Source organism: Natronococcus jeotgali DSM 18795 (assembly GCF_000337695.1).
Classification (GTDB): domain Archaea; phylum Halobacteriota; class Halobacteria; order Halobacteriales; family Natrialbaceae; genus Natronococcus; species Natronococcus jeotgali.
In genome coordinates, this window is the sequence record NZ_AOIA01000112.1 from 1 (window position 1) to 11701 (window position 11701).

General features: G+C 56.0%; 16 protein-coding genes. 7 read left to right on the top strand and 9 right to left on the bottom strand.

Features of this window, described 5'->3' with window-relative positions:
• Positions 1 to 96: 96 nt before the first annotated feature.
• The 7 genes from C492_RS11075 to C492_RS11105 form a co-directional block, all read right to left on the bottom strand.
• Positions 97 to 918 carry an IS5 family transposase gene (locus tag C492_RS11075; RefSeq protein ID WP_008423530.1) on the bottom strand — a complete coding sequence of 274 codons (822 nt, stop codon included), beginning with the start codon at positions 916 to 918 and terminating at the stop codon, positions 97 to 99.
• A 720-nt stretch (positions 919 to 1638) separates the two neighbouring features.
• Positions 1639 to 2061: a hypothetical protein gene (locus C492_RS11085; protein ID WP_008423533.1), complete on the bottom strand. Its 423-nt coding sequence runs from the start codon at positions 2059 to 2061 to the stop codon at positions 1639 to 1641.
• 199 nt (positions 2062 to 2260) lie between these two features.
• The gene (locus C492_RS24220; RefSeq protein WP_160166992.1) at positions 2261 to 2422 is read right to left on the bottom strand and encodes a hypothetical protein; all 162 of its coding nucleotides are present in this window, start codon (positions 2420 to 2422) and stop codon (positions 2261 to 2263) included.
• Positions 2422 to 3012 (bottom strand): hypothetical protein, encoded by a 591-nt coding sequence (locus C492_RS11090; protein WP_008423534.1) that lies wholly within the window; start codon positions 3010 to 3012, stop codon positions 2422 to 2424. Before C492_RS11090 ends, C492_RS24220 begins: the two co-directional genes overlap by 1 nt.
• 2 nt (positions 3013 to 3014) lie before the next feature.
• Entirely contained in the window at positions 3015 to 3320 is a 306-nt protein-coding gene (locus C492_RS11095; RefSeq protein WP_008423536.1) for a hypothetical protein, read from the bottom strand.
• A 91-nt stretch (positions 3321 to 3411) separates the two neighbouring features.
• Positions 3412 to 3984: a SprT-like domain-containing protein gene (locus C492_RS11100; RefSeq protein WP_008423538.1), complete on the bottom strand. Its 573-nt coding sequence runs from the start codon at positions 3982 to 3984 to the stop codon at positions 3412 to 3414.
• A gap of 13 nt (positions 3985 to 3997) precedes the next feature.
• On the bottom strand, positions 3998 to 4462 hold the full coding sequence (locus C492_RS11105; protein ID WP_152424898.1) for a hypothetical protein: 465 nt from the start codon (positions 4460 to 4462) through the stop codon (positions 3998 to 4000).
• A gap of 121 nt (positions 4463 to 4583) precedes the next feature.
• Here C492_RS11105 and C492_RS11110 point away from each other — a divergent pair, with 121 nt between their 5' ends.
• From C492_RS11110 to C492_RS11135, 7 genes are all read left to right on the top strand, one after another.
• The gene (locus C492_RS11110) at positions 4584 to 4940 is read left to right on the top strand and encodes a hypothetical protein (protein WP_008423542.1); all 357 of its coding nucleotides are present in this window, start codon (positions 4584 to 4586) and stop codon (positions 4938 to 4940) included.
• Positions 4941 to 4942: 2 nt separating this feature from the next.
• Positions 4943 to 5104, top strand: a complete 162-nt coding sequence (locus C492_RS26075) for a DUF7563 family protein (RefSeq protein WP_449289508.1) — start codon at positions 4943 to 4945, stop codon at positions 5102 to 5104.
• A gap of 96 nt (positions 5105 to 5200) precedes the next feature.
• The gene (locus tag C492_RS11115; protein ID WP_008423544.1) at positions 5201 to 6034 is read left to right on the top strand and encodes a hypothetical protein; all 834 of its coding nucleotides are present in this window, start codon (positions 5201 to 5203) and stop codon (positions 6032 to 6034) included.
• Between the two features lie 93 nt (positions 6035 to 6127).
• The gene (locus C492_RS11120) at positions 6128 to 6358 is read left to right on the top strand and encodes a DUF7389 domain-containing protein (RefSeq protein ID WP_008423547.1); all 231 of its coding nucleotides are present in this window, start codon (positions 6128 to 6130) and stop codon (positions 6356 to 6358) included.
• Between the two features lie 4 nt (positions 6359 to 6362).
• The gene (locus C492_RS11125) at positions 6363 to 6602 is read left to right on the top strand and encodes a hypothetical protein (protein ID WP_008423549.1); all 240 of its coding nucleotides are present in this window, start codon (positions 6363 to 6365) and stop codon (positions 6600 to 6602) included.
• Between the two features lie 96 nt (positions 6603 to 6698).
• A complete protein-coding gene (locus C492_RS11130) occupies positions 6699 to 7049 on the top strand; it encodes a hypothetical protein (RefSeq protein ID WP_008423551.1) in 351 nt (116 codons plus the stop codon).
• A gap of 448 nt (positions 7050 to 7497) precedes the next feature.
• Positions 7498 to 7740 carry a ribbon-helix-helix protein, CopG family gene (locus C492_RS11135; RefSeq protein WP_008423553.1) on the top strand — a complete coding sequence of 81 codons (243 nt, stop codon included), beginning with the start codon at positions 7498 to 7500 and terminating at the stop codon, positions 7738 to 7740.
• Here C492_RS11135 and C492_RS11140 read toward each other — a convergent pair.
• Both C492_RS11140 and C492_RS11145 read right to left on the bottom strand, forming a co-directional pair.
• Positions 7735 to 8952: an IS701 family transposase gene (locus C492_RS11140; protein WP_008423556.1), complete on the bottom strand. Its 1218-nt coding sequence runs from the start codon at positions 8950 to 8952 to the stop codon at positions 7735 to 7737. The genes C492_RS11135 and C492_RS11140 overlap by 6 nt on opposite strands.
• 866 nt (positions 8953 to 9818) lie before the next feature.
• Positions 9819 to 11051: an orc1/cdc6 family replication initiation protein gene (locus C492_RS11145; RefSeq protein ID WP_008423558.1), complete on the bottom strand. Its 1233-nt coding sequence runs from the start codon at positions 11049 to 11051 to the stop codon at positions 9819 to 9821.
• Between the last annotated feature and the right edge of the window lie 650 nt (positions 11052 to 11701).

Consider the following 11701-nt stretch of genomic DNA (forward strand, 5'->3'; position numbering starts at 1 on the left):
TCTCCGACTCGTCGTGGCCATTACCAACTACGAGCGAGGAAATAATCCGGGCTGTGAGAAGCTATGAGATGGATTCTATGACAGGCTCTGAATCATTCAAAGTGACCGATCAAGATTATGAACGAGACAAGCAATATTGAGTTCACGGAATTGCTTCCACCATCGTCGTGAGCGGACGAACGCACCGTATTTCCGTTTGAGCGTTGAGTTTACAGTCTCGGATTGACTCCGCTGACCGTAGAGAGCACCGTCTAAGCGTGCGTTCCATGCCTTGTGGAGCGATGTAAACTCACGATGCTTGATCAGTGGGCGAACCTCGTGGTGACGGGCAAGTCGTCTGATTTTCTGGTCGTCGTATCCCTTGTCGCCAAGGAGAACCGCTACTTCACCGGTATTTCGCTTGATGAGCGACGGCGCAATTTGCGAGTCATGTTTTCGGGTCGTCGTCACATATAAGTCGATGATTGCGTTGGACCTCGTGTCTACGAGGAGCGTGACTTTCAACTGCTGAATCGTCAGCTTCGTCCGCTCTGTATAGTGTTTCGAGGCATGACTTCGGTCAAATCCGGAAGCGTCGATCCCGACAACACCGTTGGTCGGGAGGAGTGTGACCGAGAGGTTGAGCAGGACGCGCCAAACCGCCATATCGAGTCGATTGAACGCCTTACACAACGTCGAAGGGGAAGGAAGCTCCACCAGTTCGATGGCTCTCCGAATCCGAGGCATCTCGATAAGCTCGTCAAGCAGGGTTCGGTACGTCGTATTCTTTCGTACCTTGAGACAGAGCAAGACAATGTGCTGGTGAAGTGTGTACCGCTGTTTCGAGAACTTCGAAGAGTAGCGAGCAACAGCTCGCCGAGCCAAGTGATACGCCTGCTCAACGAACCGAAGCAACTGCGACTTTGGGAGGGCCTGCATTCGGTCACACTACTACTCAAACCTGTAACTCTCTGAGGATTTCAACAGAGCCGTAGATATGCATATTGAACGACTCCCTAGAAGAACGAATTACGTGAATTTCGACTGTTGGCCTATCCAAAATCCGAATAGCATTACAAGGAGTANTATGCATATTGAACGACTCCCTAGAAGAACGAATTACGTGAATTTCGACTGTTGGCCTATCCAAAATCCGAATAGCATTACAAGGAGTAGGATAACAATAGGAATCCAGAATCCGACGCTAGTAAACAACTCGACAGAGAGTAACTCAGGGGAGAAGACAGCCAGCCAAAGGGGAATTCCAATCAGCAAGCTTGTTGCAGCAACGAGGATAAATTTGGGATAAGAATCCATCTCTACNGGGGAGAAGACAGCCAGCCAAAGGGGAATTCCAATCAGCAAGCTTGTTGCAGCAACGAGGATAAATTTGGGATAAGAATCCATCTCTACGCTCAAATAAAACTCCCCGTCTGATAACGTTATTTCCCTAACCAATATATGCTTGACCTATACGTAACGCGGGTTTCACACGACATTCTGAATAAAGGAACCGTGCTACCAACTACTAATAAGGATACTTACGACAGCTCGTAGCCACACACTGCCTTTGAAAAAGGTAGCAGTGATCAGCGAACGACGCCGTTGACGTCTATCGGCTGGTCGAGGCCGACGAATTTCTTTCGCCGGTAGATGGTCTTAGTCCTTCGAGTCTTCGCCACGGTCGACCTGGACCGTTCTTTCGTCGGGTCGCTCAAAGGCGATCAGTCGATCGCCGGCCCATACGTTTAGCTCGGGTGGGTTGTCCCAGTCGATGTCGTCGGGATCAATCTCAAGCGCTTCGAGGACCTCTCGCGGGACGGTGAGCATCATCACGCTCCCGTCGCCTTCGAACCGAATCGAACTTGCGAGCGGGTCTGTCCGTCCGTCGATCCGCTCTTCCGTTCCGATCGCCGGGACCATACCGATCTCCTCCACGGCATACGGATCGAACCGGAACGAGCCGTCCTTGAGACCGGCTGCACGGATCGCGTTCGTGGCCCGGACAACGATTGATCCCTTCGCCTTTCGGAGTTTAGCGGACTGAACCTCTCGAATGTCGACTTTCTCGTCTTCAGTCATGGAGTTAGATTGTGCCTGTGCCATGGATCCGTGTTGCGCGGCCTTGAGGCAAGGAGGCCGTTAACCAGAAGCCGGTGCGCCGAATCGAACGGCGACAGCGCCGCGAGGACGCCGCCCGCCACGACACCGGTAACGTCCACCAGGCGTCGGAGTGACGTCACTCCGACAATGAACAGGCATCAGTTTGGTGTCTCTATGACTACACGGGACCCCCGTCTCGCCGACCGATCACGCCGGCGGTGATGTCTTCGCCCCGGCCCGCTCGCGCTGCGACGCCGCTAGCGGTGTGCCAGCTGTATGGGCCAAGTTGAGAGGACACGTTGGCGGTCTCGTTGATCAGCAGCACGTAGTAGCCGGACATCAGCCTTCGACCTCCTCGAACAGCGCCTCGGTGTGGGCCACTAAGTCGTCGCGGTTCGCGTGCTTGACCGTGAGCTCGGCGAGTCGCGCGCCGGGGCCCCACAGCTTGCTGCTCTTCAGGTCCTTTGCGAAGTCTTGGACAAGTTCGTCGACGTCGTGGCCGATGTTGTTCGCGACGCGGTCCCAATAGCGCTGATTCGGTGCATCGAACAGATCGGGATCGCCGTCGAACTCGACGATCGTCTTGGCGAGCCCGTAGAACGCCTGCACGTGGCCGTCGATCAGGACGTCCCACTCATCGGGTTCTTCCTCGTAGCAAACATCGCCGTCCTCGAGCTCCCCGACAAGCTTGTTGATCGCGTCCTGCTTCGGGAAGCGCTTGTTTCGAAGGTTCCAGAACTCGCCAAACTCCTCGAGGGTCTCGATCTGGTGCGTGATCGAGATCTCGCCTTCCGTCCGCTCGGTGACGCCACCGCAATCGCGAACGATCGTCGCGGGCCCGGAGGCTTCGACGACGAACGCACGTGGAAGTGCCGTCACCTCTTCGTTCTCGTGGACACCGTCGGGATCGTCGTGGGTGGCACTCTGCATCCTCAGAGCCCCTCCGCCGGTGCCGATCCGACAGCCTGGCCGTCGACGCGGTACTCGGTCTGGTTGCGCTGCTCGCGTGGGTTGGGCCCGCGCCGCAGCGAAAGGATGTGATAGCAGCGGTCGCGCTTACGCTCGAGTTCAACGGCGATCTCCGGCTCGACGTCGCCGGCGGTATCAAGCAGCTGGGAGTGCTGCTGACCATGTTCGAAGGCGAAGTCGTGGTCGGGTGCGTTGCGCTCGTAGCCCGCGATGACGCGGGCCTCTTCGGCCGTTTCCGCAACGTCTCGAATCTCAATTTCGGGTGCCATGGATTCAGTCAGGGAGTGTGTCTCCCTACATCAATATAATGTATTGGAAGAGGCATAAAACCACCGATCGGGAACGGGCGGACGCGCTAGGTCAGGCGTCCTCAACCCGCAGATCGCTGCCACACTGGCAGTGATAGTCACCGGGATTCTTGACGATCTTCGAGCGCTGGTAGCGCGGGTCGCGCTTCTCGCAGTCAGTGCAGATGATCCAGTATTCCGGGTCGGCAAAGCGTTCGCAGTGACGATCGGTGTCGAGTGGGTCGACCCAGCGGGTGAACGTCGGGCCGTGGTCGGCTTCGCCGTGCTCGTGGAATTGGTAGGCGTGGATCAGTTCGTGGCGGACTGTCCGGGCGAACTTCTGCCAGCCGTACTCGCGGTATGCGTCCCACGAGAGTCGGATTGTGATCTGGCCAGTCGCTCGATTGTAGCCGGCCTTTCCCGCCGAGCGCTGCATTCGCGTCGACGTCTCCCAATCGATCGATTCGACCGGCAGCTCGGGGAAGTGCTCGCCGGCGACGTCGGCAGCGTGCGATGCCGCCCGAGTTCGCAGCTCCGGCTCGGTCTCGGGCCCGGTCTCACTATCACCCGCGCCGCGGCTGTCGGTCGTCTCGCTATCGGCAGCGGCCTCGAATGCATCAGCAAGTGATAACTGTTCCGTGGACATGGTTGGTGGCCGTCTATTCCTCTTCGACGACCCGCCAATCCACGCTTTCGTCCGTGTGGACTTCAACGCCGTCGTAGAGTTCAACGACCTGCTCCGCAGTGGCCTTCAGGCCGTCAGATAGTGGCTTGAACTCCTGATTCTGCGAAACAACGACTGATCGGGGAACGGCTTCCCACTCGAGCGGGAGCGGGAACCAGCGCTCGAAGGCGACGTTTGCGCCGGTGTCGGCGTAGAGCACGACCGTCTGAGCCGGCAGCAAGCCGGTGTCTTCGGACTCGAGCGTCCGGGCAACGGCGACGAAGCGCGTCTTTCTATCAGCCTGCGCGTCGCTAGGTTCGTCGTACATCGTCTCGATCGTTTCGCGGTCGATCATCTCCACCTCGCTCGCAAGGCTTCGGTTCTCGGTCTCGGCTTCCGTTTCCGCGTTGGGTTCTGCAAGTGCCATGGATTCGGTCAGGAAGTGTTTTCCTGTACCCATATATTGTATGGGAAACGCAATAAAGGTATCGGATCGCTCGCGTCCTGTGGCAGACCGGTACTTTTAATATATATCCCATACAATATATGGGTACGGGGAGACACACTCCCTGACTGAATCCATGGCACCCGAAATCGCAACGCAAAACAGCGGCGAATCGACGAACGAACCGACGATCACGGACATTGACAACCGGGACGTTCGCGCCCTGACTGAGTACATGACCGTCCTCGAGGACATCGACCATGTCCGCGACGCTGACGATATGTACATCGTTATTACGGAAAGTCAGTACACGGTCGACCTTCGCGAAGGCACCTGTGACTGCCCCGACGCGACGTACAACCTCGGTCCTAAGGAAGAATGTAAGCACGAGAAGCGGGCCCGCTACGCTACCGGCGACCGTTCGATCCCGGCCGGCGTCGACGAGAGGGCGATTGACCCCGACCTCGGCGAGCACGTCACGCAGAGGGACTGACGATGCCGGAATGCGATAACTGCGGCGCACACGTCACCGATGACTATCGACGCGTTTTCGCCGCGAACGACGGAACGCTGTACGGTTGTCGCGCCTGTCGTGAGCAGGTTGAAATATTCAACGGTGCCGGCGCTGGGGTCGAGACCGAAACTCTTCGGCTCTAGCCGCGGCGGCGCTACACTAATCCTCAGTTTATGCAACCCAACACCCAACAGCGTGCGAGCTCGCGGTCTCGAGAGGTGAATGGGGCGAGTGAGACGGTGGAGGTCCCTGCCCGGTACGCTCGAGAGATCACCGCCCGCGAGCGGTTGCTTGAGCAGTGTCCGATCGACGTCTACGTGGCCGGCGTCTGCGACCGGTATTCATGGCCGTGGCGTCTCGTCGCTGCGAATGAAGCCGACCGGCCTGGCCTTCGTGAGAGCTGTGAGACGCTGATCGTCGACTCAGTCTACTCGGATCCGTACTATCCGGTCGGCGACGTCCTCGAGGCCGCCCACGCAGTCGACGCCGACTACGTCGTCTCGAAGGACTACCCTGACGAGCCCCGGACAGCGCTCGACGCACACGGCCGGTTCCTATCGCTCTGGCGGCGCCACAAGTGTGACGCCGAACCGATCCCAGTGCTTTCGACACACGACCTCTCGAGTTTTCGCGGACAGTGCCGCCACTACGCCCGACGAGAGGACGACGTCGGAACGGTCGCGGTCGGTGGCCTTCGCGACGCCCGCGGTGCCGTTCAAGTTCGCTACTTCCGCGAGGCCCGGAAGGTTCTCGGCTACGACGTCGACCTCCACGGTCTCGGTGTCGGGACGTCGACCGAGCTGATCGGTGCGCTCCAGGAGTCGATCGCTGACGACTCCGACCGACCTCTGATTGATTCGTTCGACATCAGCACGCCAGAGAACGCCGTGCGAAACAACAAGCTGGCGGACAAGCGGTGGTCTCAACACCGTTGTCCGCTCCCTGAAGGTACCGATTCGACGACTGTACGCGCCGGCTTCGCCGAAGCGACTGCCCGAATGCTCGCCTACGAGCTCACCACTGGCTGCGACGAGTCGTTTTCACAAGATGGGACGCTGACACCTGACGTCTAGCGACACCCGAGCGCGGCGACTGAAGAGAATCGGTAGTTTTAATATACTTCCCATACAATATATGGGTACAGGGAGGCATTCCCTGACTGATCCATGGCACGGAAAGACGACCTCCAGACCGAATTGACCGAGAACGAAGACGGGTTCTGCACGCTTCAGGTGCAGAGCAAGCGCGGTGACGGTACTCGCGACGAGGACCGCGTCAAGGCCACGCTCGGGCGGAACTCGATCGAGGAGATCGAGGAGGACCGCGAGCAGTTCCTCGAGATAGTCGAGGACACCATGGCCGAACGCCGATCGAGCAACCAGAGCGACAGCGAATAGATCCATGTCGCTCTGTTTTGAGAGCGCCGCCGAGAGTGACCAGCGACCTGTCGTTGCCGAAGCCCGCGCCGTGACGGCACCCGAACGGCCAGCCGACCGGCAGCACGAGAAGGTCATACAGAAGCTCTATGAGCGGCGAATGATCGACGAGAACCGTACGCCGGCGCCCGATCCCGATCGCGCTCCAATCCGCATCGACGACCCCGGCTGCACCGAAGGGCAGTTCCGCCAGATGGTGCTCTAGCGGAGGTCCTTTTATGACAAGCACTCAAAATTACAACACCAATTTGAATCAAACCGTCGAAAGCGCCGCCCACGAGCGTATAACGGGGGGATTCTGATGGGAGCTGTGACGTTCGAGACGCTGGCGTTCGGGAAAACCGTCGAAGAAGCGTTCTCGAAGGCTGTCGAGGACGCTCGGAATATGCACGGACACGGCGGCTATACCGGTACGATCGCTGAGAAAGATACGTTCGAGGTAATACCCGAATGTGAGCACAAAGACCGGCAGAAACGTACTGTCGCACGCGAACTAATCGAAGAAGGGGACAAGCGGATACAGAGCAAGCGGGGTCCCTCCGGAGTAATCAACTGTTCGGGCACGATCGAAGCAAAACGGTATCGCGAACGGAAGGATCTCAAAGGCAAGCACGGCGACGTCTGGCTGTTCTTCGGTTGGGCGTCCCGCTGAACTCCTCCTTTTTGAGCGACGTTTAATAGATCGTCGCACCCGGTCGATCGATTGAGACAGCTCCCACAGCCGATTGTCTTTGAGCCCGTCTGGCAGCACCAATCGGTTAGATCTTTTCTGGCGAAAGAAGGGTTCCAAGGTTCGCAGCTTGATCGTGTTCGGTACTTCTCTCTCGGTGGCGTCTTTCGATCTGGGATTAAAAATTACCGAACATAGAAAATACTTGATCGCACCATCTTCTTGCGAAGGTTTTTACAAACACGCTGGCAACATCCTGTTGCGGGGCCCCGCTCAAGACAAATTCAATGCCATGGATTCGGTCAGGGTTGTGGGCCCCGCAATTCTAAGCGCTGAGTCACTTTTCGTGAGATATAGCTCTGCGTCAGCCGAGCGTCTGACTGAACCACTTGTATGAGCGACTTCTTACGGACGGTGAGGAGAATCACCGGTGCCACGCCTGACAGTTACGATCACCGAGGAGCAAGCCGAACTTCTCGAGGAAAAAACGGGGGACGGCGGCGAGTATGAATCAAAGAGCGAGGCGGTGAGACATTTCATCACTGAGTATGAACTGCTCACCGAACGGGTCGACGAGCTCCAGCAAGAACGGGACCGTCTCGAGCGAAAGCTCACCGCGACGAACGAACGGGTCGACGAGGTTACTGAGTTACTCGGCTCTGCACGTTTATAAGCTCCCGTCAGAATGGAGGAAGAGGTGGTCGATTTCCTCCATCAGTCCATCAAGATCGCGGTCTGGCTGGTCGCGGACCCACGAGAACATGTTGTAGATCGCCTCTTTGAGGCCGTGTTCGAGCTGTGCTCGGAGCGACGAGGCTTTCGAGACGAGTCGCTCCGAGACGCTCGATTCCGGACCAAGACGAAGGAGGCTGTAGGTGAGCATCTGGAGGTGCCAGTGACGACTGGCACCGTCAGAATCACGCATCTCGCAGTCTCCCAGGCCCAAATCCTGCTTCGAGTCCTCGAAGAACGTCTCTATTCGCCATCTGTAGGAATAGCTCCGAATGATATGGGCTGAAGGCGCGTCGATCTTGTTTGTCGCAAGGTACTTGATCGGGTTCTCCTCCTCGTCGTCAGTCACTTTCTCAGCGATCACCAGCCGAACCTCGCCCAACTTCGACACAGGCAGCGTCTTCGTCCAGATCTTGTACGTTTCCTCGTCAATCTCCCGTTCTTCCTTGTCGATGCGCTCTTCCAGCGCATCGACGCGCATCTCCTGGTTTGCGTAGGTCACTTTCCGGTTGCTCCGAAGCGGCCCGATCCAGTCCTTGCCGTATGATTCGACGTGTTTGATCAACTCCGAGTCGTGTGCAAACCACGAATCGAAGAGGTAGGTGTCCGCAGGCACACCTACCTCTTCTTCCAGTTCCGTGACCATCTCCCGGGACAGATCGTACTTCGTCTCGTCTGCGTCATCCTGATCCTCGTCGTCGGCTTTCTCGTACTGGCGAAACACGAGCGGATACGACGTTTTGTCGTCGGTGTAGAACGAGTAAACGAGATCCTGTCCCCAGACAGGCTCTCCTTCGGTATGATCGTAGAACTCCCCAGCACCGGGAAGTTCCTTCCCGGTTCGCTGGAACACCGAATCGTCGATGACGATGTAGCCATCCTGTGACCACCGCGTCTCACCGTGTTTTTGCAGTTCCTCTAACCGCTCGTGGTTGAGCTGGTCTTCGTCCCAGTCGTACTCGGTGAGGAACTTGTTGAGCGCTCGGTCACTTCCTGCTGGAAGTACCTCTCGTGCGATCCCAGTCACGGTCTTGCTGCGGGCCGCAGCAAGACCTGTCACGTACGTTTTGGCGTGATGTGTCTGGTGATACGACAGCGAATCGAACTCATCCAGCGGGTCAGTACACGACAGGAAATCTGTTATCGGCAGCATCAGCCCTTGACGCCGCCTACAGCACGCCCCAACTTAAACGTGCAGAGCCGAGTGAGTTAGTTGAGTACGTCGACGAACAGAGAGAGCTCGAACGCTACCGTGAGCGTCGTGAGCGGCTGCTTGATCAAGCCGGTGCGCTCATTCGAGCGAAATGGTGGCTCACCGGCGTCCCGGTCGATAATCTCGAGGAGAGTGCCGACGACTGAGCCGAACTCCAGGACGACGCCTCAAGAATGGCTGATCTTAACCAACGTCGTTGACGTTTCCTGTCACGAATGAGATACGCACGGCGAACTGACTATCCAAACTGGAATTCCACTCTGTTTTGGGATAGTGCTCACCTCTTTCTCAATGAAAACCTCAACGTTGGCATTTCCAACCACCAATGAGACACACACGACGGACCGGCCATCTACACTGAAGTCTCAATCTGTATTGAGATACTAGCGGTCTCATTCTCATTGAAAAGCTCAACGATGTTGGTTAACCAAGAATTGTTCAGATATAATAGCGAACCTACATCACACTCCAGATTTCCGTCGTTTCGATCCAACCCCATGTTTCCGACGTAATTTTCAACCCCCCTCGTTTCCGTCGTTTCCGTCGTTTCTGTCGTTTCCTCACGCCCCACCCCAGATTTCCGTCGTTTCGATCCGCCTCCGTGTTTCCAACATGGTTTTCAACTCCCCCCCCCCTTGTTTCCGTCGTTTCCGTTGTTCCCTTACATCCCACCCCAGGCTTCCGTCGTTTTGATCCAACCCTATGTTTCCGACGGGGTTTTCAACCCCCCTCGTTTCCGTTGTTTCCGTCGTCTCCTCATACCCCCCCCAGATTTCCGTCGTTCACTCCACCCATCTGGAGGGGATTTACTCACGTATCCAGTCCTGCATGCGACTGTCCTCAAGAATCGTTTCGCGGACGACTTGGGGATCTTCGATGAGACGGTTTTGGAGATGAATCCCGCCCGCACTCCCCTTGTTGATCTTTTCAATTTCGACAACACCGAGGAACGCTTGTTCTTTCAGGATGTCTCGGAACCGTCGGACGGAAAGGATATCCATATCTAGGTGATGGCAGATCTGTTCATACTGGTCATACACGCGGCTCGTCAGGAAGGCATCATCATTGGAATTAAGGGCCAGTTCCGTTAGCGCGAGCAACGTAGCCTTTGCCTGTGTAGGTGCGCCGTTTACAAGTTCTCTGAACCGGTCTTTTTCCGCGTGTTGCTGAGATTGGCGGACATGTTCCTCCCTCACTTGTTCTGCACCGGCTTCGTAGGCAACTTCCCCGGCATGGCGAAGGATATCGATTGCCTTCCGAGCATCGCCGTGTTCTTGAGCTGCGAAGGCCGCTGAGAGTGGGATCACGTCTTCAGTCAGGATGTCGTCCTGAAAGGCGTCCTCACGATTGTACATGATTTCACGAAGCTGGTTTGCATCATACGGTTTGAAGAACAGCTCCTTGTGCTGAAAGCTGCTTTTCACTCGCTCGTTCACGTTATCGACGTACTGAATCTTATTGCTGATCGCGATGACACCGATGCTACAGTCGATTTTGCCTGCCTCCTCAGCGCGTGAGAGTTTCATCAGCACGCTATCGTCGTCCATCAAGTCAATCTCATCCAAGATGATGATCACAGAATCGAATTGGGCATCAAGCGTCTTCCAGAGGAGTTTGTAGTATTTCGACGTACTAAGACCAGTATGTGGAACTGAAATATTGGTAGTTGATTCATCGTTCAACTTTGTTGTAAGTGAAGAAATAGCCTGAGTCTCAGTATTGTCTTCTGCACAGTCGATGTAGGCGATCCCGATATCGGTACCGTCCTGGGCAGCATTTTGAGCACGTTGACAGACGTGTTTTGAGACGAGTGATTTTCCAGTTCCTGTCTTTCCGTAGATCATCACGTTCTCCGGAGAATATCCGTGAACGGCCCCGTTGAGTCGTTTTGCTAGTTTCGATATCTCCTCGTCCCGACCGACGATCCGATCGGCACCAGGAACGTGACCGATTTTCAGGAGATCCTTGTTCGCGAAGATGCGATGCCCGGATTCAAAGAGTGGGTCGTCCACAGAACCTGATGAAGAATCGAACGTCATTGAATATCACACGGTGTGAACGGTAGGGATATAAATCTGCTGGAGAGAGCCCCCCCACGTTTCCGACGTTTCTCTCCCGAACCTGCCGTTGATATGCCGTATAGCCTCGAGTTCACTTTATTGATAGTTGAACCGTGTTTCCGACGAAGAAGGAAACATTCGGGGGACAGCGTGGGGATGAGAGTTTTTGAAAGGGGAACCCACACACCCCACGTTTCCGTCGTAATTTATCTCGAGAAAGGATTCCATTTGAAGGGACCATTCAAAATCCGAAACCGTGACAAGAGCCCTAGTAACGACCGTTCATAAACGGTCACAGCAATCCTCTCGAAAGGAGATTTCCTCTGAGTGAACGAAAATCCTTCCGTTCACTCTTTGAACGAAGTATACTTACTGGGGGCTTCTCACCCTACCTACTTTAAACTATGTGTTCTGGTGGATTATTCTATGGGGTTCGCGGCTATCTATCTTCGGTTACGACGGAAACGTGGGGTGGGTGCCTAGCGAGTGTCCACCGAGGAGCCATCTTCATCAAGGCGATCCTCCTTCGTGTTGCACTGCTAGAGCCTGTCATAGAATCCATCTCATAGCTTCTCACAGCCCGGATTATTTCCTCGCTCGTAGTTGGTAATGGCCACGACGAGTCGGAG

Coding starts and splice junctions, on each gene's coding strand:
- C492_RS11075 (WP_008423530.1), bottom strand. CDS start 918: ATGCAGGCCCTCCCAAAGTCGCAGTTGCTTCGGTTCGTTGAGCAGGCG.
- C492_RS11085 (WP_008423533.1), bottom strand. CDS start 2,061: ATGACTGAAGACGAGAAAGTCGACATTCGAGAGGTTCAGTCCGCTAAA.
- C492_RS24220 (WP_160166992.1), bottom strand. CDS start 2,422: ATGTCCGGCTACTACGTGCTGCTGATCAACGAGACCGCCAACGTGTCC.
- C492_RS11090 (WP_008423534.1), bottom strand. CDS start 3,012: ATGCAGAGTGCCACCCACGACGATCCCGACGGTGTCCACGAGAACGAA.
- C492_RS11095 (WP_008423536.1), bottom strand. CDS start 3,320: ATGGCACCCGAAATTGAGATTCGAGACGTTGCGGAAACGGCCGAAGAG.
- C492_RS11100 (WP_008423538.1), bottom strand. CDS start 3,984: ATGTCCACGGAACAGTTATCACTTGCTGATGCATTCGAGGCCGCTGCC.
- C492_RS11105 (WP_152424898.1), bottom strand. CDS start 4,462: ATGGGTACAGGAAAACACTTCCTGACCGAATCCATGGCACTTGCAGAA.
- C492_RS11110 (WP_008423542.1), top strand. CDS start 4,584: ATGGCACCCGAAATCGCAACGCAAAACAGCGGCGAATCGACGAACGAA.
- C492_RS26075 (WP_449289508.1), top strand. CDS start 4,943: ATGCCGGAATGCGATAACTGCGGCGCACACGTCACCGATGACTATCGA.
- C492_RS11120 (WP_008423547.1), top strand. CDS start 6,128: ATGGCACGGAAAGACGACCTCCAGACCGAATTGACCGAGAACGAAGAC.
- C492_RS11125 (WP_008423549.1), top strand. CDS start 6,363: ATGTCGCTCTGTTTTGAGAGCGCCGCCGAGAGTGACCAGCGACCTGTC.
- C492_RS11130 (WP_008423551.1), top strand. CDS start 6,699: ATGGGAGCTGTGACGTTCGAGACGCTGGCGTTCGGGAAAACCGTCGAA.
- C492_RS11140 (WP_008423556.1), bottom strand. CDS start 8,952: ATGCTGCCGATAACAGATTTCCTGTCGTGTACTGACCCGCTGGATGAG.
- C492_RS11145 (WP_008423558.1), bottom strand. CDS start 11,051: ATGACGTTCGATTCTTCATCAGGTTCTGTGGACGACCCACTCTTTGAA.